Consider the following 23,757-nt stretch of genomic DNA (forward strand, 5'->3'; position numbering starts at 1 on the left):
GTCCCGCTTCCCGTCGACGGCCGGCACCGGGTGGTGCCGGCCGTCGCGCGGCGCCTCAGGCGAGCAGGTGGGCGCGGAGCGCGTCGAGCTGGGCGTCGGTCACCCCGGCGTGGCGCAGGTAGCCCTCGATCGAGCCGTACCCGGCGCGCAGTTCGGCCAGGAAGAGCGTCATCGCCTCGGCGGGGGAGGCGAGGAACGGGCGGGGCAGCGGATCGGCCTCCGGCATGGTGGCGGTGATCCAGGCGCTGAACCGCTCGGACGCCTCGGTGCTGAGCGCGTAGTCGGCGGCGATCGCGTCGTCGGCCACGCCGAGCACCCCGAGGGTGAGCGCGCAGACGATGCCCGTGCGGTCCTTCCCGGCCACGCAGTGCACCACCACCGGCGCGTTCGCGCTGTCCGCGATGAGCCCGACCGCCTCGGCCAGGCCCGCGGTGCCGGTCTGCGCGAGCGCCGCGTACCGGTCGGCGAGCCAGCGGGCCAGGTCCTCGTGCTGCTGGTACGGCACCTCGGACCAGTTCTGGTGCTCGGGGTGGATGTGCCGGTAGGTGAGCCCGTCGTACGCCGGCACCCGGCCGTCGCGGGTCACCTCGCTGGGGCGGCGCAGGTCGACGACGGTGCGGATGCCGAGGGCGGTGAACGCCGCCCGGTCGGTCTCGTCGATGCGGTGCAGGGAGTCGGAGCGGAAGAGCCGCCCCCGGCGCACCGTGCGGCCGTCGTGGCCGGGGTGACCGCCGACGTCGCGGAAGTTGAACAGGGCGGGGAAGGGGCTGCGGTGCGGGGTGTCCGTGGCGTCCACCCTGACACGGTAACGGCCGGTGGGACACCACGGTGTCCCACCGGCCGTCGGTGCAGGTTTCTCCGTTACCGGGCGGTACCCGGCGGGATCGACGAGTAGGTGTCGTCGTAGTAACCGCCGAGCTTCTCCCGGTACGCCGGGTCCGTGTCGGTCGACTCGTCGTACTCGGGCGCGGCCTTGATCTGGTCCTTGCTCCGGTCGACGTAGACCTTCCGCTCGTCGTGGTCGACGTGGTTGACGGTGCCGGCCGGCAACATGACCTTCTTACCGAAGATCCACGGACCGGTGTCCACCACGAGGAAACTGGAGTTCACCTCGTGACTGGCCCGGTCCACCTTGCCGATGCCACCGTCGGTCGCCTCCACCTTGTAGCCGACCAGGTCGATGCCGGTCACCCCGGCATCGTCCCGGTAGCTCCACGGATCGAAGCGCCCGGCGGGCGTGCCGCCCGCGAAGGCGCCCTGACCACCCTGGGTCAGCGGATCCGGCGTCCCGTGGGTCGTTCGAGGGTCGAGCCGCTCCATGGCGTCAACACTCCCTTTCTCGACTTTCTCGGGGGATGTGCCTGTCGGATCCCTTCCTACCCGGGTGCGGAGATCGCTACACCGGCCGGTTCAGGCGAGCGCGGCCTCCGCGTCCAGTGTCACCGCGGCGGCGTGCACGACCGCGGCGATCCGCAGCCCTTCGTGCACCTGCTCCCGGGTGAAACCGGCGGCCCGCAGGGTCTTCTCGTGCGACTCCAGGCAGACGCCGCAGCCGGTGATCGCCGAGACGGCGAGGCACCAGAGCTCGAAGTCGCCCTTCTCCACGCCCGGCCGGGCGATGATCTGCATCCGCAGCCGGGCCGGCATCGAGGCGTACTGCTCGTCGCCGATCAGGTGCTTGGCCCGGTAGTAGATGTTGTTCATCGCCATGATCGCGGCCGCGCCCTTGGCGGCCTCGACCGCCTCGGGTGTGAGGTGTCCGGCCGCCTCGGCGGCGATCTCCCGCAGCACCACCGGATTGCGGGCCGCCACCGCGCAGGCCAGGGCGGTGCCCCAGGCCTGCTCCGGCTTCAGCGTCGAGGTGCCGACGGTCGAGCCGAGGTTGAGCTTGATGTCCTTGGCGTACTCGGGCAGCGCCGCCTTGACCGCGTCCAGGCCCATGCTCAGGCCCCGGTCCCGGCGAGCAGCGCGTTGGCGTCCAGGGTGGCGCCGCCCTTGTTCCAGTTGCACGGGCAGAGCTCGTCGGTCTGCAGGGCGTCGAGCACCCGCAGCACCTCGGAGACGTTCCGGCCGACCGAGCCGGCGGTCACCATGGCGAACTGGATCTCGTTGTTCGGGTCCACGATGAAGGTGGCCCGCTGGGCGACACCGTCCTCGCCGAGCACGCCGCACGCCCCGGTCAGCTCGCGCTTGATGTCGCTGAGCATCGGGAAGGGCAGTTCCCGCAGGTCCGGGTGGTCCTTGCGCCAGGCATAGTGGACGAACTCGTTGTCCACGGAGACGCCGAGCACCTGGGCGTCCCGGTCGGCGAACTCACCGTTCAGGCGGCCGAACTCGGCGATCTCGGTCGGGCAGATGAAGGTGAAGTCCTTCGGCCAGAAGAAGACCACCCGCCACTTGCCCTCGTAGGACTTGTGGTTGATCGTCTCGAACGCCTGGTCGGCGTCGAGCGACACGCAGGCGGTGAGTTCGTACTCGGGGAAGCGGTCACCGACGGTGAGCACGGGTCCTCCTAGACAGCGGTTTGTCAGCGGCGCGAGGCCGGTAACTTGATTAGTTCCAGATACTTCCGCAGCCGGGTTTGCGCCGCTCGGCGGCCGGATGACTTGTGAAGTCGATCACCGGGGTCGGTCGCGGCGGCGGATCTCGCCGCCGCGCGGCAATTCACCACCCAGAGTCACCGTCCCGGGATGTGGGTTTTCCCTCCCAAAATCGGGAGCGGAGTGGCAGAGTGGCCGTCGTGACCAGCTCCGTCCTGATCATTGGCAGCTAGCGCGCCGGCATCCCTCCCGCCGAGCGCGCAGACCTCCCGCATCCGCGGGGGGTCTTTTTGTTGCTCCCGCAGGTTCGAGACGAGGACTCCCATGACCTTCCAGGTGTACGACACGACGTTGCGCGACGGCGCGCAGCGCGAAGGGCTCAGCTACTCGGTCGTCGACAAGCTCGCGGTGGCCCGCCTGCTCGACGACCTCGGGGTCGGCTTCATCGAGGGGGGCTGGCCGGGCGCCGTACCGAAGGACACCGAGTTCTTCCGGCGGGCCCGGACCGAGCTGGACCTGAAGCACGCCGTCCTGGTCGCCTTCGGGGCCACCCGCAAGGCCGGCCTCGCGGTCGACGCCGACCCACAGGTGCGCGGGCTGCTCGACGCGGAGACCCCGGCCGTGGCGCTGGTCGCCAAGGCGGACCTGCGCCACGTCGAGCGGGCGCTGCGCACCACCGCCGAGGAGAACCTGGCCATGATCCGCGACACGGTCGCGTACCTGGTGGCGCAGGGGCGGCGGGTCTTCGTCGACGGGGAGCACTTCTACGACGGCTACCGGCACGACCCGGCGTACACCGCCGCCGTGGCGGAGACCGCGCTCGCCGCCGGGGCCGAGCGGTTCGTCCTCTGCGACACCAACGGCGGGATGCTCCCGTCGCAGGTCACCGCCGCGATCACCGGCCTCACCGCGCGGACCGGGATCGACCCGGCCCGGCTCGGCATGCACGCCCAGAACGACACCGCCTGCGCGGTGGCCAACACGATCGCCGCGGTCGAGGCCGGCGTCCGGCACGTCCAGGGCACCGCCAACGGGTACGGCGAGCGCCCCGGCAACGCGGACCTCTTCGCGGTCGTGGCCAACCTCCAGCTCAAGCTCGGCATGCCCGTCCTACCGGAGGGCTGCCTGGAACAGATGGTGCGGGTCTCGCACGCCATCGCCGAGATCGCCAACATCGCCCCCGACACCCACCAGGCGTACGTCGGGGCCGCCGCCTTCGCCCACAAGGCGGGGCTGCACGCGAGCGCGATCAAGGTCGACCCGTTGCTCTACAACCACGTCGACCCGGCGGTGGTGGGCAACGACATGCGGATCCTGGTGACCGAGATGGCCGGCCGGGCCAGCATCGAGCTCAAGAGCCGCGAGCTGGGTGTGGATCTGGCCGGCCATCCGGAGGCGCTCGCCACGGTCACCAAGCGGGTCAAGGAGCTGGAGGCCGGCGGCTGGTCGTTCGAGGCCGCCGACGCCTCCTTCGAGCTGCTGGTCCGCGCCGAGCTGCCGGACCGGGCCGTGCCGCGCCCGTTCGCCCTGGAGTCGTACCGGGTGCTGGTCGAACACCGCGAGGACGGCGCGGTGGTCTCCGAGGCCACCGTGAAGATCCGGGTACGCGGCGAGCGGGTGATCGCCACCGCCGAGGGCAACGGCCCGGTCAACGCGCTGGACGAGGCGCTGCGGGTGGCGCTCGCCCGGCACTACCCGGAGCTGCGCGAGTTCGAGCTGGCCGACTACAAGGTCCGCATCCTGGAGGGCAGCCACGGCACCGGCGCGGTCACCCGGGTGCTGGTGGAGACCGCCGGCGCCGGTCGGGACTGGACCACCGTGGGGGTGCACCCCAACGTGGTCGAGGCGAGCTGGCACGCCCTCGTGGACGCGCTCAGCTACGGACTGGACCGGGCCCGGGTCTGAGACCGGATTCGGTTCCCGGGCCGGCTCAGCCGGCGGCGGGCAGCCGCAGCTCGGCCAGGACGGCCCGGTGGTCGCTGCCGGGCAGCCGGTGCGTGTCGACCGAGCGGACCGCGATGCGCCGGTCGGCCAGCACGTGGTCGATGGTGACCGGTGGGATCGGGTCGCCGTCGTACGGGCCCCAGGTGCCGGCGAGCCCGGCGCCCACCTGGTCGGCGGCGTCCACGTACCCGGTGGCGATGAGGTCGCGCAGCGGTGCGTGGTCGAGGGTCGCGTTGAAGTCGCCGGCCAGCACGCTCAGCCGCCCGCGGGGCGTGGCGGGCGGCTGGGCGCGCAGGTCGGTCCACCAGTCCGGCACCACCTCGACGGCGTACGGCGCGGCCGGGTGCGCCGACTCCACCCGCAGCGGTGGCGCGCCCGGCACCGCCAGGGTCCCGTGGGCCTGGGTGAAGGCGAAGCCCGCGTTGCGCCGGAACCCGCCCTCGCCCAGCGGGTAGCGGGCGTACAGGCCGGAGCCGGTGGTGCCGACCTCCGGGTTGAGGACCCGGTACGGCAGCAGCGTGGCCAGCCCCAGCCGGTCCAGCTCGGCGGCGATGCCGGGGGTGAACTCCTGCACGGCCAGCACGTCGACCCGCTGGTCCCGGACCAGGCCGACCAGCACCGCCGGGTCGGCGCCGCCGACCAGCAGGTTGGCGGTGAGCAGCCGCAGGGTCGGCCCGCCGACCGCCGGCTGCGCCGCGCCGACCGCCCGGGGCGCCACCGCGCCGACCAGCGCCAGCGCGGCGAGCGCCGCGACCACCGCCGGGGCGGTCCGGCGCAGGGCGAGCGCCAGCGCCAGCGGCAGCAGGGCGCCGGCGGCGACGTACGGGGTGAAGGCGACCGCCTGCACCAGCGGCCCGCGCTCCAGGCCGGCGAGGCGGAGCACCGCCCAGGCCGCCGCGGGCAGCACGGCGAGCCAGCAGCCCACCGTCGTGGCCCGGCGCGCCCGGGTGGAGGTCCGTTCGGCGCGGATCAGGGCGGTCACCGCGTCACCGTACCGGCCGGCGGGGCACGCCGGGTGTCCCACCGCCCGGCGCGACCATTTCGTGAATGGCGTTCCGCTCGCTTTTCACAATTCCGAAGAGTGCCGTTCAGTGGTCGACACGCTAAATGCGAACTATTGACCGTACCCATTTTCCAGTGCTAGTTTCCACCTGGTTGAGACGTCGCGACTCTCCGTAGTATCCCCAGTTCAAGCCGGGTGCGGTAGGTCGGTTCGGCCGACGATTACGGTGCGCGTGAAGCAGATTTCCGATGATCTGCCAAAGGCTGCGCCCGGCGCTCGCCACAGCCGCCCGGCCCGGTCTCGGGTCGGGTCGGATCACCACGGTCACGAATAGGGAGACCTGTCATGGCGACATTCTTCAGACCCAAGGCGACGGTGGTGGCCCTCGCCGTCCTGACCCTCACCCTGGCCGGTGGCGGCATCGCCGTCGCGGCCCAGCCCAGCGCCAAGGCCCCGACCAGCTCCGCCCAGCCCGGTGCCCGCCAGCCCGGCTCCGGGAGCCAGCCGCCGGTGACCGCCGCCGCCGCCCGCCGCGCGCAGGCGGCGATGCGGGCCAGCCTGGCGCCGCCGCCCGCCGGCACCGCCGCGTGGGCGGTGGTCAGCGCCAACGGCGTGCTGCTCCAGCACTCCGCGAACGTGGTCTCGGCCCAGCGCTTCACCTGCTGCGGCGCGGGACAGTACGAGGTCATCCTCGACTACGACGTGCACTCGAAGGCGTTCACGGCCACCATCGGGACCAACGACGCGGCGAACGTCCCGCCGTCGGGCGAGGTCGCGGTCGCGCCCCGCTACCTGATCTCGAACGCCGTCTTCGTGCAGACCCGCAGCTCGTCGGGGAACGCCGCGGACCGCTCGTTCCACCTGGCCATCCACAACTGACCCGCGTCGAGGTGCCGGCCCCCGCCGACGGCGGGGGCCGGTGCCCTTTCCGGCCGGTCTGTTCCCGGCTGCGCCGCCCGGCGCCGCCCGCGCCATTGCGCCCCGGTCGGGGGAGTCATCCCGATCCGAGCCGGGAAGGGGCGGTCACGGGCGGAAAATCCGACGTTTGTCCGACCTCCGGCCCGGGAAGCAAGCACCGTGACGGACATCTCGGACACCCTGGCCAGCGTGCCCAGCCCGGTCGAGGCCGACGCTAGCGGCGTCGAGCTGGAACAGACTCTCCTCGAGGTCAAACGCGTGATCGTCGGGCAGGATCGGCTCGTCGAACGGCTACTCACCGCCCTGGTGGCCGGCGGGCACTGCCTGCTGGAGGGCGTACCCGGAGTGGCCAAGACCCTGGCCGCGCAGACCCTCGCCACCGTGGTCGGCGGCACCTTCTCCCGGGTCCAGTTCACCCCCGACCTGGTCCCGTCGGACATCGTCGGCACCCGCATCTACCGGGCCTCCACGGAGAGCTTCGACGTCGAGCTGGGTCCCATCATGGCGAACCTGGTGCTCGCCGACGAGATCAACCGCGCCCCGGCCAAGGTGCAGTCGGCGCTGCTGGAGGCGATGGCCGAGCGGCAGGTGTCGATCGGCGGGCGGAGCTGGCCGGTCCCGGAACCGTTCCTGGTGCTGGCCACCCAGAACCCGATCGAGTCCGAGGGCGTCTACCAACTGCCCGAGGCGCAGCGCGACCGGTTCCTCATGAAGGTCGTCGTCGACTACCCGAGCGATGCCGACGAACTCGCCATCCTCTACCGGATGAGCGCCAGCCGGCCCACCCCCCGGCAGGTCCTCGACCCGGTCCGGCTGCGTGCGCTCCAGCGCCGGGCCGCCGACATCTTCGTCCACCACGCCCTCGCCGAGTACGTCGTCCGGCTCATCCTGGCCACCCGCGACCCGGGCCGGTTCGGGTTGGCGGAGGTCGCCCCGCTGCTGGCGTACGGGGCCAGCCCCCGGGCCACCCTCGGCCTGGTCGCCGCGGCCCGTGCCCAGGCCCTGATCCGGGGCCGGGAGTACGTCCTGCCCGAGGACGTCCGCGAACTGGCCGTCGACGTCCTCGCCCACCGGCTGGTGCTCTCCTTCGACGCGGTGGCCGACGGCGTCTCCGCCGAGTCGGTGGTACGCCGGCTGGTCGAGGCGGTGCCACCGCCCCGGGTGGTCTCCGGGCAGGCCGAGGTGGCGGCCGACCTGGCGGCGGCATGAGCCGCCGGACCGTCGCGACCCGGCCCGAGCCGGGCCTGGCCGACCTGGCCCCCGACCAGCGGCTGCGCCGGCTGGAGCTGACCGTCTCCCGCCGACTGGACGGGCTGCTGCACGGCCAGTACCGGGGCCTGCTGCCCGGCCCCGGCAGCGAGGTGTCCGGCAGCCGCGAGTACCGGCCCGGCGAGGACGAGGTGCGCCGGATGGACTGGGCGGTCACCGCCCGGACCACCGTGCCGCACGTCCGCGAGGTCGACGCGGACCGGGAGCTGACCACCTGGCTGCTGGTCGACGCCAGCCCGAGCATGGAGTACGGCACGGCCGCCCTGGACAAGCGGGAACTCGCGGTGGCCGCCGTGGCGGCGGTCGGCTTCCTCACCGCCGGCGTCGGCAACCGCCTCGGCGCCCAGGTGCTCGCGCCGGACGGCATCCGCCGGTTCCCGGCCCGCAACGGGCGTACCCACCTGTTCGGCCTGCTCCGGGCCCTGCTGGCCGCGCCCCGGCACGGCGGCTACGACGTGGACCGGCCGGGGGCACGGGCCGTCCCGCCCACGCTGGTCGACGGCCTGGCCGGCGTGCAGCGGATGGCGACCCGGCGCGGGCTGGTGGTCGTCGTCTCCGACTTCCTGGACGGGCTGCCGGACGACCCGGACGCCGCTCCGCCCTGGGAGGCCGCGCTGCGCCGGCTCGCCGTCCGGCACCAGGTGCTCGCCGTCGAGGTGACCGACCCGCGCGAGCTGGAACTGCCCGACGTCGGCCTGGTCACCCTGGTCGACCCGGAGACCGGCCGGCGCCGCGAGGTCTGGACCGGCGACCCCACCCTCCGGGAGCGGTACGCGCAGGCCGCCACCGCCCAGCGGGACCAGCTGCGCCAGGCGCTGCGCCGGTCCGGGGCGACCCACCTGGCGCTGCGCACCGACCGGGACTGGAGCGCCGACATCGTGCGGCACGTGCACACCCAGCGTCGGCTGGCCACCGCGCCGGCCGCGTCCCGCGGAGGTCGCGGATGACCTGGCAGTCACCGGGGCGGCTCTGGCTCCTGCTCGGCGTCGCCGCCCTCGTCGCCGGCTACCTGGTGATGCAGCGCCGGCAGAGCCGGTACGCGGTCCGGTTCACCAACCTGCGGCTGCTGGACCGGGTGGCGCCGCAGCGGCCGGCCTGGCGGCGACACGTACCGGCGGGTCTCTTCCTGGCCATGCTGGCGCTGCTGGTGGTCGGCTTCGCCCGGCCCAGCGCCGAGGTGCGGGTGCCCCGCGAGCGGGCCACCGTGATGGTGGCGGTGGACGTCTCCACCTCGATGCTCGCCGGCGACGTCGACCCGGACCGGCTGACCGCCGCCAAGCAGGCCGCCCGCCGATTCGTCGACGGCCTGCCCGACGAGTTCAACGTCGGCCTGGTCGCCTTCGCCGGCAGCGCGGCGGTGCTGGTGCCGCCGAGCACCGACCGGGACGCCCTGCACGAGGGAATCGAACGGCTGGCGGAGGGAGCCACCGGCGTCCAGGGCACCGCCATCGGAGAAGCGATCAGCACCTCGCTCGGCGCGGTGAAGAGCCTGGACGCCTCGGCCGCGAAGAACCCGCCGCCGGCCCGCATCATCATCCTCTCCGACGGGGCGAACACCTCCGGGATGGATCCGATGGAGGCGGCCGAGCAGGCCGTGGCGGACAAGGTGCCGGTGCACACCATCTCCTTCGGTACCCCGTCCGGGTTCGTCGACCGGGGCGGCCGGGCGATCCAGGTGCCGGTCGACGGGCAGACCCTCCGGGCGGTCGCCGAGGAGACCGGCGGCGGCTTCCACGAGGCCTCCACCAGCGCCGAGCTGCGTGCCGTCTACGAGGACATCGGCACGTCGGTCGGCTACCGCAAGGAACGGCAGGACATCTCCGCCCGCTTCATCGGCCTGGGCCTGGTGCTCGCCATGGGCGCGGCCGCCGGATCGCTGCGGTGGTTCTCCCGCCTGCCCTGATCGGCACCACCCGCGACGCAGCACGCTGGACACGTGAGGAGCCAGGTATGGCAGTGCAGACCGGACTCGGCGAACCGCGCGGACCGTGGTTCGTCTCGCCGGAGCTGGACCCGGACGGGCGCGGACGGTGGGACGTACCCGGCTCGGAGCGGGGCGGGGGACGGCCGGGCTGGCGCGGCCGGTTGCTCAGCGCCATGGCCGTGGTGGCCCTCTCCACGGTCTCCGGGGCGGCGGCCGGCACCTGGGCGGCCGACCGGGACGTGCCCGGACCGGCGGCGGCCTCGGCGGCGCCGGTCCCGGCGGAGCTGGTCACCGCCGCCGAGAAGACCGTGCCGGGGGTGGTCTCGGTGATGGTCGGCGGGGCCTCCGGCTCCTCGGCCAGCGGGTCCGGTTTCGCCATCGACCGCGAGCAGCACATCGTCACCAACGACCACATCCTGGCCCGCGGCGGCTCCGGACCGGTGACCGTGGAGACCTCGGACGGCCGCCGGTTCACCGCCGAGGTGGTGGGGCGGGAGCCGGCCAGCGACCTGGCGGTGCTCAAGGTGCCCGCGTCGGCCGGGCTGTCGCCGCTGCCGCTGGCCAAACCGAACTCGACCCGGGTGGGCGAGCCGGTGCTGGCGGTCGGCTCGCCGCTCGGCCTGGCCGGCACGGTCACCGCCGGTATCGTCAGCGCGCTCAACCGCCAGGTACGCATCGGCAACGGCCGGCACACCGCGGTGCAGACCGACGCGTCCATCAACCCCGGCAACTCCGGCGGGCCGCTGGTCAACGCCCGGGGTGAGGTGGTCGGGGTGAACACCGCCATCGCCACCATCGACGGCAACGGCTCGATCGGCATCGGCTTCGCCATCCCGATCGACCAGGTCCAGCACACCGCGGACACCATCATCGGACGGGGCGGCTGACCGCCCGCCGCGGCCCTGACCTGGGTGGACGCGGCGGGCGGGAAGTGTCGGATATCCGGCGCGGGACCATCGGGCCATGGAAATATTACGCTGAGTATGGATACTGGCGTGGGTGGAGCAAGCTGTCATCGCGGCCCTCCTCGTGGTGGGCCTGGTCATCGGCGCCGGTGTCGGCGCGGCGTACGCCCGCGCGAAGCGGGGCTGGAAGGACTACCGGACCATCCGGACCAGCGTGCCCGGCGCGCGGCGCACCGCCTGGGTGGCCACCCGCGCGGCGATCACCAAGATCGGCGTGATCGCGTTGCTGCTGGTCGGCGCGGCGGCGTACGCGGCCGCCGGAAACGATCACGAACGGGCCGGTCCCGGGCCCACCCCGACCCCGACCGTGACCCACTCCCCGGTGCACCGCTCGGGGCGTTAGCCTCGGGGGCGTGGACGGCGGACTGCGGGTGACGGACCGGCTCGTGATCCCCGAGAACGAGCTGCGGGAGCGCTTCTCCCGGTCCTCCGGGCCGGGCGGGCAGGGGGTCAACACCACCGACTCCCGGGTGGAGCTGAGCTTCGACCTGGCCGGTTCGCCCAGCGTGCCCGAGCCGCTGCGCACCCGCGCCCTGGACCGGCTCGCCGGCCGGCTGGTCGACGGCGTGCTCACCGTGGCCGCCAGCGAGCACCGCGCCCAGCTGGCCAACCGGGAGGCCGCCCGGGAGCGGCTGGCCGCCCTGCTGGGTGAGGCGGTCGCCCCGCCGCCGAAGCCCCGCCGCCCCACCCGGCCGTCCCGGGGCGCGAAGGAACGCCGGTTGGCCGAGAAGAAACGCCAGTCCCAGCGCAAACGCGACCGCCGGGTGGACGGCGACTGACCCGCCGAGCGTCCGTGGTCGCCGGCCCGTGGGCCGTGCCGGTGGCCGCCGTGGTCGACGTCCATGGCCGCCGTGCATGGTCGCCGCCGGTGGTCGCCGTCCGTGGTCGCGTCGGTGGTCGCCGTCGGGCCGGAAACGATTTGCCGTGGTCGGCGGCCGCCGCCGAGAATCCGCCGGTGCCGACCGACTTCGCCACCAAGCCCGTGCTGGCCGGCGAGCGGGTGCTGCTGCGCCCGCTGACCGCCGACGACGCCGTCACCTTCCAGGCCATCCTCGCCGACCCGGAGGTGATCTGGCTGACCGGCAGCCCGCAGCGCGAGTTCGACCTGGACCGGCTCCGCGACTGGTACGGCAGCCGCGGCGCGCAGACCGACCGGCTCGACCTGGCCGTGGTGGACCGGGAGAGCGGTGCCTGCGTCGGCGAGGTGGTGCTCAACGAGTGGGACCCGGGCAACCGCGCCGCGAACTTCCGCACCCTGATCGGGGCGGCCGGCCGGGGCCGAGGGCTCGGCACCGAGGCGGCCCGGCTGATCGTCGGGTACGGCTTCGAGCGGCTCGACCTGCACCGCATCTCACTGGAGGTGTTCGCGTTCAACCCGCGCGCCCGCCGGGTGTACGAGAAGATCGGTTTCGTGGCCGAGGGCACGCTGCGGCAGGTGCTCCGGGACCACGACGGTTGGGTGGACGCCACGGTGATGTCGATCCTCGCCCCGGAGTGGGCGCGGCACCGGGGCCACCCCGAGGGCTGAGTCCGGCAGACGGGACCGGGTTGAGCGGCGGGCGTCGAACCGCTTCAATACCCACGGGAGCATCAGGGCCGTCACCGACCACCTCGTCACGTGACAGGAGACCCGTTCCCATGCCCCGTACCCCGCTGCGCGCCGCGCTCGTCGCGCTCGCCGCCCTCCTTCCCGCGCTCGCCCTCGGGCTGGCCCTCGTCTCGACGGCGCCGCCGGCCGCGGCGGCCGCGACCCCGGTCCGCGTCATGCCGCTCGGTGACTCCATCACCGGGTCGCCGGGCTGCTGGCGGGCGCTCCTCTGGAACCGCCTGCAGACCACCGGCTACCCCGACGTCGACTTCGTCGGCACGCTCGGCCCGCAGGGCTGTTCGGTGCCGTACGACGGGGACAACGAGGGACACGGCGGCTACCTGGTGACCAACGTCGCCAACCAGAACCTGCTGCCCGGCTGGCTCAACGCGACCCGCCCCGACGTGGTGCTCACGCACTTCGGCACCAACGACGTGTGGAGCAACATCGCGCCGACCACCATCCTGGCCGCGTACTCGAGGCTGGTGGACCAGATGCGGGCCAGCAACCCGGCCATGGCCGTGCTGGTCGCGAAGATCATCCCAATGAACCCGCCGACCTGCGCGGAGTGCGGCCAGCGGGTGGTCGCCCTGAACGCCGCCATCGACGGCTGGGCCGCCGGCAAGACGACGGCGGCCTCCCCGGTCGTGGTGGTCGACCAGTGGACCGGCTTCAACACCGCCACCGACACCTACGACGGAGTGCACCCGAACGCCGCCGGCGACCAGAAGATGTCCGACCGCTGGTACCCGGCGCTCACCGCCGCGCTGGGCCGAAGCACCCCGACGCCGACGGTGAGCCCGACCGGCGGCCCGACGCCGACGCCGACGGTGAGCCCTACCGGTGGCCCGACGCCGTCACCGACGACGAGCCCGTCCGGTGGCCCGACGCCCACCCCGGCGGGCGGCTGCGCGGCCACCTACCGGACCGCCGGGCAGTGGCCGGGCGGCTTCCAGGGCGAGGTCACCGTGGCCAACCCCGGTAGCGCCCCGATCGGCGGCTGGACGGTGCGCTTCACGCTTCCCGCCGGTCAGCGGATCATCCAGGCGTGGGGCGCCGAGCTGACCCAGACCGGCACCGCGGTGACCGCCCGCAATGCCGGCTGGAACGGCACCCTGGCCCCGGCCGCGCAGACCAGTTGGGGATTCCTGGCCGACGGCAGCCCGATCATGGTGCCGTTGACCTGCACCGCCGGCTGACGCCCCGCCAGGCCCACCCGGGCCTCACCCCGGCCCGGCCGCGCCGCCGCTGGCGGCGCGGCCGGCGCACGGTTTGCGGAAAGGCGTGGTCTCCGGGCGCTCGGAAGCCACACTATGGCGCAATCCGGCCTTCACAAGGACGTCGGCCCGGACGTGTCGGCCCGGGGCGTGGCGGCCCGGGGCGTGGCGGCGGTCAGTCGGGTGCGGCGGCGAGGAGCCGGTCGCACTCGGCCAGCAGGCGCTGGCGCAGCGGGGCGGCCCGTTCGGCGAAGGACCGCTGGGCCTGCGCGTACTCCTGCCGGCCGGCCATGGTCTCCACCCGCACCGGCGGGTAGCCCAGCTCGGCCAGGTCGTACGGGGAGGCGCGCATGTCCAGCGTGCGGATCTCCCGCGCCAGCGCGAAGCAGTCGGCGACCAGTTCCGAGCAGACCAGGGGCGAGAGCTTGTAGGCCCACTTGTAGAGGTCCATGTTGGCGTGCAGGCAGCCCGGCTGCTCCAGCGCGTGCTGGCTGTCCCGGGTCGGGGTGAGCACGTTCAGCGGCCGGGCCGGCGCGGTGAAGAACCGGAACGCGTCGAAGTGGCTGCACCGCACACCCCGCTCCTCGACCACCGCGGCGGTCGCCGCCGGGCTGAGCCGCAGCGGCCAGGCGTTGTGGCGTACCTCGTCCTGGGTCTGCCGGTAGACCATCGCCCACTCGTGCATGCCGAAGCAGCCCAGTTGGGCGGGGCGGCCGGCGGTCGCCGCGAGCAGCGTCCGGATCCAGGAGATCGACTCGGCGCGCCGGGAGCGTACCCGCTCGGTGTCGAGGGTGAGCCCGGCGGCGCCGGCGCGGTAGTCCGGTCCGAACTCCGCCGGGTCCGCGTCCCGCAGCACCACCCCCGTGCCCGGGTGCCAGCGGCGCAGCTGCGCCGGGCGGTGCGAGTAGTAGGTGAAGAGGAAGTCCTCCACCGGGTGCTTCACCCCGCTGCGGCGGCGGGCCAGGTGCGGCGCCAGCCAGGCGTCGACCCGCTCCTCGTGGGCGCGACGCCGGGCCTGCCAGTCGGCCGCGTCGAGCGCGGCGGCGGGGGCGAGGGCGGCGGTCACGGCCCCCAGGGTACGACCGCCACCCCGCCCCCGGTCAGGCCACGTCCACCCGGACGCCGGCGGAGAACACCCCGCTGCGCAGCTCCAGCTGTTTCGGCGGCTGGTCGCCCTGGAGCGTGAAGACCAGCGGCAGGAGCACCCGGCTGCCCGCGGCGACCGGTTGCGCGAACACGTCCCGGCCGAGGTTGGCCACCCGGGTGGCGTCCTCGTCGGCGGCCACCCAGCTGCCGCCCGGCAGGTACGCCCGCTGGAGCTGCCCGTGCCAGGTCTGTTCGCCCGGGGTGAGGTTGCGCACCCCGACCGTGGCCAGGCACTGCCGCCCGTGCTGGGTCGACGGCAGCTCCCCGACCCCGCAGGCCACCCGGTAGACGGTGAACTCGAACGCGGTCTCCCGCAGCGGCATCCCGACCGGGCCGGTGACGCTGCTGCCCAGCCACGCGCCGCTGGTCGGCTGCTTGGTGGTGTCGATCGCGGCGACCCGCTGGGTGGCCGTCCATGCCGCCGCCCCGACCACGCCGGCCAGCACCGCCGCCGCGACGCCCACGACCAGCCAGATCGGCGGGGTACGCCGCCGTGCTCCCACCCTGGGCGTGGCGGGGCGGGGATGCAGCGTGCCGCGTTCCGCCGGTCCGGCGGCGCCGCCCACGACGGGCGGGATCCCGGCGTTGGCCGGCGCCGGCCCGCCCGGCCGCAGCCCGGAGCGCCGCCGGCGCCGCTGCCACCCCCACCAGAGCACGCCGCCGGTGACCACCAGGAGCGCGGCCAGCGCGGCCAGCAGCACCGGGGGACGTCGCCAGGCCGGCGCCGCGGTCACCTGCGCCGCCGGGACCGCGGCGGCGGGGCCGGTCCAGGTTGCCGTCGTGCAGTCGTACGGGCGGGTGCCGTCGGAGCCGTAGACGCAGGTGGGCGCGGTCACCGACCCGCCTCCCGGGGTCCCGCTGAACGCGGTGTCCAGCGTGGTGGTGCTCTGCGCCGGCAGCCGCAGCCGCCAGGTCACCTCGCTGGCGCCGGCCGAGCCGATGGTGCCGGTGGTCCGGCCGCCGCCGGTCACGCCGGTGGTCGTCGCGCCGGCCGGCACCTCCTGCCGGACCGTGGTCTCGACCATCGTGTTGCCGGCGTTGCGTACCTGGATCTGGTATCTCGGTGTCGCCGTGCCGGCGGGGGTCACCGCCACGGTGACCGGCGGTTTCGACAGCTGGATCGGCGCCGGTTTGGTCGGTGCCACCGCGGGCGGCGCCGCCGGCATCCCGGTCGGGATCGGCGTGGCCCGCTCCGCCGGCGCGGGTGCCGCCGCCGGTTGCCCGGGCGCGGCCACCGGTTGCGCGGACGCGACCGCCGCTGCCGCCGCCGCGCCCGGTGTCGCCGCCGGTGCGGCGGGTCCCGTCGGGGACGCGGCCGGGGTGGCCGGTGCCGTCGCCGGCCGGGCGGGTGGGGTCGCCGGCTTCGCCGGTGCCATCGCCGGTCGGGTGGGGGCGGCCGCCGCGCCGGGCGTCGCCGGGGCGAGCGTCGGTAGGGCGGCGAGGACGCCGAGGCAGTTCACGATCACGGCCAGGGCCCTGTGGTGTCGTCTCGATGCAGGCATACGAACGAACCTCCGGACCCGAAGCTATGGGTCCCGGCCCGCCGGGCGGGTACGAAGCCGCCATTCCCGCCCCGGCCGGCGCCGGTACGCGTATCCTGGCGCGCCGGCCCGGGACCGGTCGCCGCCGTACCCGCCGCCCCGGGCCCGGCCCGGCCCGACCTGCCGCGCCCGGCGTGGCCGGGCGTCGCGCGGGGATAGATTGGCTGGGTGCGTATCGCTCGTTTTGCTCATGCCAAGGGAATGTCGTTCGGGGTCGTCGAGGGCGAGCCGGAGGCCGGGCCGCAGGGCCTGACCATCGCCGAGATCGAGGGACACCCGTTCGGCCAGATCCAGTTCTCCGGCGCCCGTTGGGCGCTCTCCGATGTGCGACTGCTCTCGCCGATCCTGCCCAGCAAGGTGGTCTGCGTCGGCCGCAACTACGCCGAGCACGCCGCCGAGCACGGCAGCGAGGTGCCGAAGGAGCCGCTGCTCTTCCTCAAGCCGTCCACCTCGGTGATCGGCCCCCGGGACGCGATCCGCCTGCCGATCTTCTCCAAGCAGGTCGAGCACGAGGCCGAGCTGGCCGTGGTGATCGGCGCGCCGGGCGCGCGGCGCGCGGACCGGGCCGCCGCCGAGCGGGCCATCTTCGGCTACACCTGTGCCAACGACGTCACCGCGCGGGATCTGCAGCGCTCCGACGGGCAGTGGACGCGGGCCAAGGGGTTCGACTCGTTCTGCCCGATCGGCCCGTGGATCACCACCGGGCTGGACGTCTCCGACCTGGAGATCCGCTGTGAGGTGGGTCGCAACCCGGAGGAGATGGAGGTACGCCAGCTCGGCCGGACCAAGGACATGGTGTTCGACGTCCCGGGGCTGGTGTCGTACATCTCGCACGTGATGACGTTGCTCCCCGGGGACGTGGTGCTGACCGGTACGCCGGCGGGGGTTAGCCCGCTCACCGACGGGGATACCGTCTCCGTGCGGATCGAGGGGATCGGCGAGCTCACCAACCCGGTGGTGCCGGTCGCCTGACGCGTCCGACGCCTTGTTTCCGCAGGTCACCTGCGGTACGAGGGGTTGGATTTGGCCTGTCGGCAGCGGGAGGGTAAAGTTCATTCCCGGCGCCGCAAGGGGCCAATGGGGTATGGGGTAATTGGCAGCCCGACTGATTCTGGTTCAGTTAGTCTAGGTTCGAGTCCTGGTACCCCAGCGCAGCCGCGGGTTCGCAAGAGCCCGGGCCGCTGGATTCCGGCAGCTCACGCTGACGGAGTGCAATGAAGGTTCTGGCCCCGTCGTCTAGCGGCCCAGGACGCCGCCCTCTCAAGGCGGTAGCGCCGGTTCGAATCCGGTCGGGGCTACAGTGCTGGCAGCCCGTCCCGTTGTCCGGGGCGGGCTTTCTGCTGTCCGGTCCCCGCGCAGAGGGTGACCCCCTCGACGGTGCTGGACGCGATGCCGCTAGACTACTGCGGCACCGCCCGGCAGGGTGGTGAAGCAGGAAAAGTGCCTGGCCCCGTCGTCTAGTGGCCCAGGACGCCGCCCTCTCAAGGCGGTAGCGCCGGTTCGAATCCGGTCGGGGCTACACCCACGAACGGCCCGCCTCGCCCCGCGAGGCGGGCCGTTCCGCATCCCCACCCCGCCATCCCCACCCCGGTTCCACCCTGACTCGCCTCGCCCTGGCTGGCCCCCCCCGGCGATCACGGAGCTTGCGTGACGCAAGCTGCCCCGCCCCGCCCCAAACTCCTCGATCACGAGGGTGAGGGTGAGGGGAGGAGGTGGCTGGGCGAGCGAAGATCTTGGTACGAAACGCCCCCAGGAGGGCCGTTTCGTACCAAGATCTCGCAGCCGGGCAGCCGGGCAGCCGGGCAGCCGGGCAGCCGGGCAGCGGGTCAGGGGGTCAGAGGCCGGAGAGGCGCTGGCCGGCGCGGACGACGGCCATGGCGTGGCGTTCGCCGGGGCGGCGGCCGAGGCGTTCGATCGGGCCGGAGATGCTGATCGCGGCAATGACCCGGCCGGTGCGGTCGCGGATCGGGGCCGAGACGCTGGCCACACCGGCCTCCCGCTCGGCGACGCTCTGCGCCCAGCCGCGGCGGCGTACCTCGGCCAGGGTGCGCCCGGTGAACTTCGAGCGCGGCAGCAGCGGCATGACCGCCTCCGGTGGCTCCCAGGCGAGCAGGATCTGCGCCGCGGAGCCGGCCGTCATGGGCAGCACCGAGCCGACCGGGACGGTGTCCCGCAGGCCGCTGGCCCGCTCGGCGGCGGCCACGCAGATCCGCTCGTCCGCGCGGCGCAGGTAGAGCTGGGCGCTCTCCCCGGTGGCGTCGCGCAGCGCGGCGAGCAGCGGCTCGGCCGCCGTCAGCAGCACGTCCGGGGCGGCATTGGCCAGTTCGCCGAGCCGGGGGCCCGGCCGCCAGCGTCCCTGGGTGTCGCGTACCAGCATTCGGTGGATCTCCAGTGCCTGTGCCAGCCGGTGCGCCGTTGCCCGGGGCAGCTTGGTGCGTTCAACGAGTTCGGCCAGGCTGGCGCCGTCGACACAGGCGGCCAGGATGACCACCGCCTTGTCGAGAACGCCGACACCGCTCATACTGTGTCCCACAAGCCGAAATTTACCTCCCAGAATTTAGGATGTCCAGATGGTGGGAGTCACTCAACCGAGGACCCTGGCCGAGAAGGTCTGGGACGCGCACGTGGTCCGCTCCGCCGACGGCGAGCCGGACCTGCTCTTCATCGACCTGCACCTGCTCCACGAGGTGACCAGCCCGCAGGCCTTCGACGGGCTGCGCCTGGCCGGCCGCCGGGTCCGCCGGACCGACCTGACGGTCGCGACCGAGGACCACAACACCCCGACCGGGTACGACGATCCGGCCTTCCGCTCCCGCCGTGGCGACCTGCTCACCATCGCGGACCCGACCTCGCGTACCCAGATCGAGACGCTGCGCCGCAACTGCGCCGAGTTCGGCGTACGGCTGCACCCGCTGGGCGACGAGAACCAGGGCATCGTGCACGTCATCGGCCCGCAGCTGGGCCTCACCCAGCCCGGCATGACGATCGTCTGTGGCGACTCGCACACCGCCACCCACGGCGCGTTCGGCGCGCTCGCCTTCGGCATCGGCACCAGTGAGGTGGAGCACGTGCTGGCCACCCAGACCCTGCCGCAGGCCCGCCCGAAGACCATGGCGGTCAACGTCACCGGCCAGCTCGGCCCGGGCGTCACCGCCAAGGACCTGGTCCTCGCGCTGATCGCGCAGGTCGGCACCGGCGGTGGGCGCGGCCACATCGTGGAGTACCGGGGCGAGGCGATCCGCGACCTCTCCATGGAGGGGCGGATGACCATCGCCAACATGTCCATCGAGTGGGGCGCCAAGGCCGGCATGATCGCGCCGGACGAGACCACTTTCGCGTACCTGAAGGGGCGGCCGAACGCCCCGCAGGGCGCCGACTGGGACGCGGCGCTGGAGTACTGGCGGACGCTGCCCACCGACGACGGGGCCAGCTTCGACACCGAGGTGACCCTGGACGCGGGCCGGATCACCCCGTTCGTGACCTGGGGCACCAACCCCGGCCAGGGCGCGCCGCTGGGTGCGGTCGTGCCGGACCCGGAGGAGTTCCTCACCGAGCCGGAGCGGCTCGCCGCCCGCCGTGCCCTGGAGTACATGGACCTCGCGCCCGGCACCCCGCTGCGCGACGTCGCCGTGGACGTGGTCTTCGTCGGCTCCTGCACCAACGGCCGGCTGGAGGACCTGCGCGCCGCGGCCGACGTGCTGCGCGGGCACACGGTCGCCGACGGCGTACGCATGCTGGTGGTGCCCGGCTCCGCCGCGGTGCGCGAGGCGGCCGAGGCCGAAGGGCTGGACAAGGTCTTCGCCGACGCCGGCGCCGAGTGGCGCTTCGCCGGCTGCTCCATGTGTCTGGGGATGAACCCGGACACCCTGAAGCCGGGCGAGCGCTCGGCCTCGACCTCCAACCGCAACTTCGAGGGCCGCCAGGGCCGGGGCGGGCGTACCCACCTGGTGTCCCCGCCGGTCGCCGCCGCCACCGCCGTGGTCGGCCGGCTGGCCGCCCCCGCCGACCTGTAGAAGGGCTGCCGAGAGATGGACAAGTTCACCACCCACACCGGCACCGCCGTGCCGCTGCGCCGGTCCAACGTGGACACCGACCAGATCATCCCCGCCGTGTACCTCAAGCGGGTGACCCGGACCGGTTTCGCCGACGGGCTGTTCAACGCGTGGCGGGAGGACCCGTCATTCGTCCTCAACGATCCCGCCTATTCGGGTTCGTCGATTCTCATCGCCGGCCCCGAGTTCGGTACCGGCTCCTCTCGGGAGCATGCCGTCTGGGCGTTGCGGGACTGGGGCTTCCGTGCCGTGATCGCCCCGCGCTTCGGCGACATCTTCCGCGGCAACGCGCTCAAGGAAGGCCTGCTTCCGGTCGAGCTGGAATTGAAAGCCGTGGAGGAACTCTGGGATCTGGTGGAATCCGAGCCGACCACTCCGATCACGGTCGACCTCACCGCCCGGGAGGTCCACGCCGGGGACGGCACCTGGGCCTTCCCGCTGGACGACCACAGCCGCTGGCGGTTGATGGAGGGCTTGGATGACATTGGACTCACCCTCCGGCACGAGGCCCAGATCAGTGCCTTCGAGGCGTCCCGACCGCCGTTCCTGCCGTCGGTAGCCTGACCGCAGATGGCTTTTCGCCCCCACCGGCCGGGCCGGTGGGGGCGAATCCGTTACGACACAAGGGCTTTTTTCCACCGAATGTTTGTGTCCAGGCAGCACAGGGCATACCGTGCGCGCAGAATGGCTCGCGTCGAGTCAGTTGCACATTCGGGAGGAAGTCGTGAACAAGGCCGAGCTCATCGAGGCGCTCGCCGTTCGCCTGGGGGACCGGAAGACGGCGACGGCCGCGCTCGACGCGGTCCTCGCCGAGGTCCAGGCGGCGGTCACCAAGGGCGACAAGGTGGCGATCACCGGTTTCGGAGCGTTCGAAAAGCGCGTCCGGGGCGCTCGAACAGCGCGCAACCCACGGACTGGCGAGGCGGTGAAGGTCAAGAAGACCTCCGTCCCGACGTTCCGCCCGGGCGCGGGCTTCAAGGAGATGGTGGCCAGCGGCAAGGTGCCGAAGGCCACGGCCGCCGCCAAGAAGACCGCCACGGCCGCGGCCAAGACCACCGGCGCGAAGGCGACCGGGGCCAAGGCGACCGCCGCGAAGAAGACCACCGCGGCCGGCGCCGCCAAGAAGACCGCGGCGACCAAGGCGACCGCGACCAAGAAGGCCGCCCCGGCCAAGAAGACCGCGGCCGCCAAGAGCACCACGGCGAAGAAGACCACCGCGACCAAGAAGGCCGCCCCGGCGAAGAAGACCGCGGCCGCCAAGAGCACCACGGCGAAGAAGACCACCGCCGCGAAGAAGGCGCCCGCGAAGAAGGCGCCGGCCAAGAAGGCCGCCACCCGGCGCTGACCGCACCGGCCTGAGGGCGCCCGCCGTTCGCGGCGGGCGCCCTTTCGTGGGTACGCCCGCCCGTCGACGGCCGCCCTTTCCCGGGTACGCCCGCCGTGCCCGCCGCCCTTTCCCGGGTGCGCCCGCCGTTGACCGGTGTGCCGGGTGACCGCCACAATCCTCGTGCCGAAATCCCCCGTCGGTCCCGAGCGGAGTGCGCCGTGCGCCACCGTCACCTTCCCACCGCCGCGCTGGCCCTGGGCGTCGCCGTCCTGCTGGACGTGCTGCGGGTATGGCTACCGTCGATCATCACCATCTTCGGCCGGGCGGCCGAGACCCCGGCCGAACTCCTCGGCGCGTTCGCCCTCGGCTGGTTCGTGCTCGCCCTCGCCGCGCCGGTCCTGGTCCGCTGGCTCGGCGCGGGACCGGTGGGCCTGGTCGCGGCCGGGGTGCTGGCCGCCACCCGGCTCGCCCTGACCGCCGCGCCCGGCGGCCGGATCCAGCTCTGGCTGGCCTGCGCGGGCCTGCTCGCGGGGCTGCTCTGGCTCGCCGCCACCGCCGCGACGGCCGTCCGGCCGGTGCCGGGGCTGGCGTTCGGCCTGGCCGGGGCGGCGGTCGGGCACGCCCTGCTCGGCACCGAGGACCTGGTCTGGCGCGGTGGCCTGCTCGGGTGGACGGTGAGCGTGGTGCTGGTCGGCGCCTTCCTCGCCGCGCAGGGCGCCCTCCGGTCGACCGGTGGTGGCGAAACCGGGGCCTGGCCGGGCGGGACAGCCGGCCGGCTGGCCTGGCCGCTGCTCGGTCCGGTGCTGTTGCTGGGCGGCCAGTTGGCGTTCGCGCCGGCGGTCTGGGACGCGGCTGTCTCGTACCGGCACGGAGCGGCGGAGCTGGCCGGGCTCGGGCTGCCCCCGGCCCGCCTCGCGCCGCTGCCCGAGCTGGTGATCGGGCTGTTTCTGGTGGCGCTGCTGGTCCGCCCGCCCCGACCGGTGGCCCGGCTGCTCTGGCCGGCGGCGCTGCTGGCCGGCGCGGGACTCTTCGCCGCCGACCGGGCCGGCTGGCTGGCGGCGGCGGTCCTGCTCACCGCGGGCGGCCTCGGCGGCTGCCTCGCCCTGGTCGACACCGTCGCCGACCGCGCGAACCCGTTGGTGCGTCGCCGCACCGGCCCGGCCCTCGTCCGCGCGACGGTCCCGGAACACGCCACGGCCCCCGACTCCGTCGCCGGTGCTGCCCCGATGACCGGGTCGGGCGAGGGCCCGGGTGCCGGCGAGCCGGCCGAGCCGGACCCGGGCGGCCGGGACGGCGGCGGGCGGCGCGGGTTCGCCGTGGCCGGCGGGATGCTGGGCTTCGCGGTCGGGGCGGTGGCCTACTACGCCGCCTACGACCTCGGATACCCGAACGGCTGGGTACCGGTGCTGGCGGCGCTCGTCATCGCCGCCGTGGCCGTGGCCGCACCGCCGGGCGTCGCCGGCCCGCTGCGCCCTCCGGCGCCGGTGGGTACGGCCATCGTGGCGATGCTGCTGACCGCCGTCGGGGGCGCGATCCACCGGCCGCCCCCGGCCCCGCAGCCGCCCGCGACCCCACCGCCGGCGGTACGGGTCGTCGCGTACAACATCCGGATGGGGTTCGGGCTGGACGGACGGCTCGACCTCGACGAGGTGGCCCGGGTGGTCCGGGACAACCGCCCGGACGTGGTGCTGCTGAGCGAGGTGGACCGGGGCTGGCTGCTCAACGGCGGCCACGACACGCTCGCCCTGCTGGCCGGCCGGCTGCGGATGCCGTACGTCTTCGCGCCCGCCGCCGACCCGGTCTGGGGCGACGCGGTGCTGAGCCGCTTCCCGGTGCGGTCCGGCCGGAGTCACCCGCTGCCCGCGCACGGCGCGCCGACCGGGGCGCAGGCCCTGGGCGTCACCCTCGACCTGGGCGGGCGAGACCTGGCCGTGGTCGCCACCCACCTGCAACCGCCGCCCGGGCAGGGGCCGGTGGCCCAGGCCCGCGAGGTGGCCGCCTTCGCCACCGGCTACGCGGCCGGTCGTCCGCTGGTGCTGGCCGGCGACCTGAACACCGAGCCGGGCGATCCGGCCTTCACCGCGTTCACCGCGGCCGGCCTGGTGGACGCGCTGGCCGCCGCCCGGCCGCTGCCGACCAGCCCGGCCGACGACCCGCGCGCGCAGATCGACCACGTCTTCGTCACGCCCGGCCTGACCCCCGCCGACGTGGCGGCGCCGCACACCACGGCCAGCGACCACCTCCCGGTCGCGGTGACCCTGGCCCTGCCCTGACCGGCCGCGCTGTCGGAGGTGGACCTCGAGCCGCCCGGGAACCCGGCACC

General features: G+C 74.1%; 23 protein-coding genes and 3 tRNA genes. 18 read left to right on the forward strand and 8 right to left on the reverse strand.

The window, feature by feature from the left end; all coding sequences use genetic code 11:
* Positions 1–55: 55 nt before the first annotated feature.
* The 4 genes from AB0I11_RS12065 to AB0I11_RS12080 form a co-directional block, all read right to left on the reverse strand.
* A complete protein-coding gene (locus AB0I11_RS12065) occupies positions 56–796 on the reverse strand; it encodes a tyrosine-protein phosphatase (protein WP_357317634.1) in 741 nt (246 codons plus the stop codon).
* Positions 797–861: 65 nt separating this feature from the next.
* Positions 862–1,320, reverse strand: a complete 459-nt coding sequence (locus tag AB0I11_RS12070) for a PRC-barrel domain-containing protein (protein WP_357317640.1) — start codon at positions 1,318–1,320, stop codon at positions 862–864.
* A gap of 90 nt (positions 1,321–1,410) precedes the next feature.
* Positions 1,411–1,941: a carboxymuconolactone decarboxylase family protein gene (locus AB0I11_RS12075; RefSeq protein WP_357317645.1), complete on the reverse strand. Its 531-nt coding sequence runs from the start codon at positions 1,939–1,941 to the stop codon at positions 1,411–1,413.
* 2 nt (positions 1,942–1,943) lie between these two features.
* Positions 1,944–2,504, reverse strand: a complete 561-nt coding sequence (locus AB0I11_RS12080; RefSeq protein WP_357317650.1) for a peroxiredoxin — start codon at positions 2,502–2,504, stop codon at positions 1,944–1,946.
* Positions 2,505–2,864: 360 nt separating this feature from the next.
* On the opposite strand from AB0I11_RS12080, the gene cimA reads away from it, so the two are divergent.
* Entirely contained in the window at positions 2,865–4,445 is a 1,581-nt protein-coding gene (cimA, locus tag AB0I11_RS12085) for a citramalate synthase (protein WP_357317655.1), read from the forward strand.
* A gap of 25 nt (positions 4,446–4,470) precedes the next feature.
* Here the strand turns inward: cimA and AB0I11_RS12090 are convergent, their stop codons facing one another.
* Positions 4,471–5,409 (reverse strand): endonuclease/exonuclease/phosphatase family protein, encoded by a 939-nt coding sequence (locus tag AB0I11_RS12090; protein WP_357317799.1) that lies wholly within the window; start codon positions 5,407–5,409, stop codon positions 4,471–4,473.
* A 423-nt stretch (positions 5,410–5,832) separates the two neighbouring features.
* Here AB0I11_RS12090 and AB0I11_RS12095 point away from each other — a divergent pair, with 423 nt between their 5' ends.
* The 9 genes from AB0I11_RS12095 (at position 5,833) to AB0I11_RS12135 (ending at position 13,350) form a co-directional block, all read left to right on the forward strand.
* Positions 5,833–6,366 carry a hypothetical protein gene (locus AB0I11_RS12095; protein WP_357317661.1) on the forward strand — a complete coding sequence of 178 codons (534 nt, stop codon included), beginning with the start codon at positions 5,833–5,835 and terminating at the stop codon, positions 6,364–6,366.
* 198 nt (positions 6,367–6,564) lie between these two features.
* Complete coding sequence (locus AB0I11_RS12100) at positions 6,565–7,614, forward strand: MoxR family ATPase (RefSeq protein ID WP_357317666.1); 1,050 nt, start codon at positions 6,565–6,567, stop codon at positions 7,612–7,614.
* On the forward strand, positions 7,611–8,621 hold the full coding sequence (locus tag AB0I11_RS12105; protein ID WP_357317673.1) for a DUF58 domain-containing protein: 1,011 nt from the start codon (positions 7,611–7,613) through the stop codon (positions 8,619–8,621). The genes AB0I11_RS12100 and AB0I11_RS12105 overlap by 4 nt, the downstream gene beginning before the upstream one ends.
* Complete coding sequence (locus AB0I11_RS12110; protein ID WP_357317680.1) at positions 8,618–9,577, forward strand: VWA domain-containing protein; 960 nt, start codon at positions 8,618–8,620, stop codon at positions 9,575–9,577. The genes AB0I11_RS12105 and AB0I11_RS12110 overlap by 4 nt, the downstream gene beginning before the upstream one ends.
* 47 nt (positions 9,578–9,624) lie before the next feature.
* Positions 9,625–10,485, forward strand: coding sequence for a trypsin-like peptidase domain-containing protein (locus tag AB0I11_RS12115; RefSeq protein WP_357317685.1), 861 nt, complete (start codon positions 9,625–9,627; stop codon positions 10,483–10,485).
* 112 nt (positions 10,486–10,597) lie between these two features.
* Positions 10,598–10,906 carry a hypothetical protein gene (locus AB0I11_RS12120; protein WP_357317688.1) on the forward strand — a complete coding sequence of 103 codons (309 nt, stop codon included), beginning with the start codon at positions 10,598–10,600 and terminating at the stop codon, positions 10,904–10,906.
* A 10-nt stretch (positions 10,907–10,916) separates the two neighbouring features.
* Positions 10,917–11,342, forward strand: coding sequence for an alternative ribosome rescue aminoacyl-tRNA hydrolase ArfB (arfB, locus tag AB0I11_RS12125; protein WP_357317692.1), 426 nt, complete (start codon positions 10,917–10,919; stop codon positions 11,340–11,342).
* Positions 11,343–11,518: 176 nt separating this feature from the next.
* Positions 11,519–12,091: a GNAT family protein gene (locus tag AB0I11_RS12130; protein ID WP_357317697.1), complete on the forward strand. Its 573-nt coding sequence runs from the start codon at positions 11,519–11,521 to the stop codon at positions 12,089–12,091.
* A 110-nt stretch (positions 12,092–12,201) separates the two neighbouring features.
* Positions 12,202–13,350: a cellulose binding domain-containing protein gene (locus AB0I11_RS12135; RefSeq protein ID WP_357317700.1), complete on the forward strand. Its 1,149-nt coding sequence runs from the start codon at positions 12,202–12,204 to the stop codon at positions 13,348–13,350.
* Positions 13,351–13,543: 193 nt separating this feature from the next.
* Here the strand turns inward: AB0I11_RS12135 and AB0I11_RS12140 are convergent, their stop codons facing one another.
* Together AB0I11_RS12140 and AB0I11_RS12145 are read right to left on the reverse strand one after the other, a co-directional pair.
* Positions 13,544–14,434, reverse strand: coding sequence for a 3-methyladenine DNA glycosylase (locus AB0I11_RS12140; protein ID WP_357317706.1), 891 nt, complete (start codon positions 14,432–14,434; stop codon positions 13,544–13,546).
* Between the two features lie 34 nt (positions 14,435–14,468).
* A complete protein-coding gene (locus AB0I11_RS12145) occupies positions 14,469–16,016 on the reverse strand; it encodes a hypothetical protein (RefSeq protein WP_357317713.1) in 1,548 nt (515 codons plus the stop codon).
* Positions 16,017–16,223: 207 nt separating this feature from the next.
* On the opposite strand from AB0I11_RS12145, the gene AB0I11_RS12150 reads away from it, so the two are divergent.
* The 4 genes from AB0I11_RS12150 (at position 16,224) to AB0I11_RS12165 (ending at position 17,574) form a co-directional block, all read left to right on the forward strand.
* A complete protein-coding gene (locus AB0I11_RS12150; RefSeq protein WP_082159289.1) occupies positions 16,224–17,027 on the forward strand; it encodes a fumarylacetoacetate hydrolase family protein in 804 nt (267 codons plus the stop codon).
* A gap of 106 nt (positions 17,028–17,133) precedes the next feature.
* Positions 17,134–17,205 (forward strand) — tRNA-Gln (locus AB0I11_RS12155).
* A gap of 75 nt (positions 17,206–17,280) precedes the next feature.
* A tRNA-Glu gene (locus AB0I11_RS12160) sits at positions 17,281–17,353 on the forward strand.
* Between the two features lie 148 nt (positions 17,354–17,501).
* Positions 17,502–17,574: transfer RNA gene (locus AB0I11_RS12165), tRNA-Glu, on the forward strand.
* Between the two features lie 315 nt (positions 17,575–17,889).
* On the opposite strand, the gene AB0I11_RS12170 is transcribed toward AB0I11_RS12165, so the two are convergent.
* The gene (locus AB0I11_RS12170) at positions 17,890–18,576 is read right to left on the reverse strand and encodes an IclR family transcriptional regulator (protein ID WP_013284529.1); all 687 of its coding nucleotides are present in this window, start codon (positions 18,574–18,576) and stop codon (positions 17,890–17,892) included.
* Between the two features lie 49 nt (positions 18,577–18,625).
* On the opposite strand from AB0I11_RS12170, the gene leuC reads away from it, so the two are divergent.
* From leuC to AB0I11_RS12190, 4 genes are all read left to right on the forward strand, one after another.
* A complete protein-coding gene (leuC, locus tag AB0I11_RS12175) occupies positions 18,626–20,068 on the forward strand; it encodes a 3-isopropylmalate dehydratase large subunit (RefSeq protein WP_357317726.1) in 1,443 nt (480 codons plus the stop codon).
* 15 nt (positions 20,069–20,083) lie between these two features.
* The gene (leuD, locus tag AB0I11_RS12180; RefSeq protein ID WP_357317731.1) at positions 20,084–20,671 is read left to right on the forward strand and encodes a 3-isopropylmalate dehydratase small subunit; all 588 of its coding nucleotides are present in this window, start codon (positions 20,084–20,086) and stop codon (positions 20,669–20,671) included.
* 160 nt (positions 20,672–20,831) lie between these two features.
* Positions 20,832–21,452 carry an HU family DNA-binding protein gene (locus AB0I11_RS12185; RefSeq protein WP_357317736.1) on the forward strand — a complete coding sequence of 207 codons (621 nt, stop codon included), beginning with the start codon at positions 20,832–20,834 and terminating at the stop codon, positions 21,450–21,452.
* Positions 21,453–21,652: 200 nt separating this feature from the next.
* Positions 21,653–23,707, forward strand: coding sequence for an endonuclease/exonuclease/phosphatase family protein (locus tag AB0I11_RS12190; protein ID WP_357317739.1), 2,055 nt, complete (start codon positions 21,653–21,655; stop codon positions 23,705–23,707).
* Positions 23,708–23,757: the final 50 nt, after the last annotated feature.

It is taken from the genome of Micromonospora sp. NPDC050495, from assembly GCF_040655175.1.
GTDB lineage: Bacteria > Actinomycetota > Actinomycetes > Mycobacteriales > Micromonosporaceae > Micromonospora.

Excerpts from the sequence above, each read along its gene's own strand:
- leuD (WP_357317731.1), top strand. The coding sequence starts at position 20,084 with ATGGACAAGTTCACCACCCACACCGGCACCGCCGTGCCGCTGCGCCGG.
- AB0I11_RS12105 (WP_357317673.1), top strand. The coding sequence starts at position 7,611 with ATGAGCCGCCGGACCGTCGCGACCCGGCCCGAGCCGGGCCTGGCCGAC.
- AB0I11_RS12170 (WP_013284529.1), bottom strand. The coding sequence starts at position 18,576 with ATGAGCGGTGTCGGCGTTCTCGACAAGGCGGTGGTCATCCTGGCCGCC.
- AB0I11_RS12115 (WP_357317685.1), top strand. The coding sequence starts at position 9,625 with ATGGCAGTGCAGACCGGACTCGGCGAACCGCGCGGACCGTGGTTCGTC.
- AB0I11_RS12135 (WP_357317700.1), top strand. The coding sequence starts at position 12,202 with ATGCCCCGTACCCCGCTGCGCGCCGCGCTCGTCGCGCTCGCCGCCCTC.
- AB0I11_RS12075 (WP_357317645.1), bottom strand. The coding sequence starts at position 1,941 with ATGGGCCTGGACGCGGTCAAGGCGGCGCTGCCCGAGTACGCCAAGGAC.
- leuC (WP_357317726.1), top strand. The coding sequence starts at position 18,626 with ATGGTGGGAGTCACTCAACCGAGGACCCTGGCCGAGAAGGTCTGGGAC.
- cimA (WP_357317655.1), top strand. The coding sequence starts at position 2,865 with ATGACCTTCCAGGTGTACGACACGACGTTGCGCGACGGCGCGCAGCGC.
- AB0I11_RS12145 (WP_357317713.1), bottom strand. The coding sequence starts at position 16,016 with ATGCCTGCATCGAGACGACACCACAGGGCCCTGGCCGTGATCGTGAAC.
- AB0I11_RS12110 (WP_357317680.1), top strand. The coding sequence starts at position 8,618 with ATGACCTGGCAGTCACCGGGGCGGCTCTGGCTCCTGCTCGGCGTCGCC.
- AB0I11_RS12095 (WP_357317661.1), top strand. The coding sequence starts at position 5,833 with ATGGCGACATTCTTCAGACCCAAGGCGACGGTGGTGGCCCTCGCCGTC.
- AB0I11_RS12070 (WP_357317640.1), bottom strand. The coding sequence starts at position 1,320 with ATGGAGCGGCTCGACCCTCGAACGACCCACGGGACGCCGGATCCGCTG.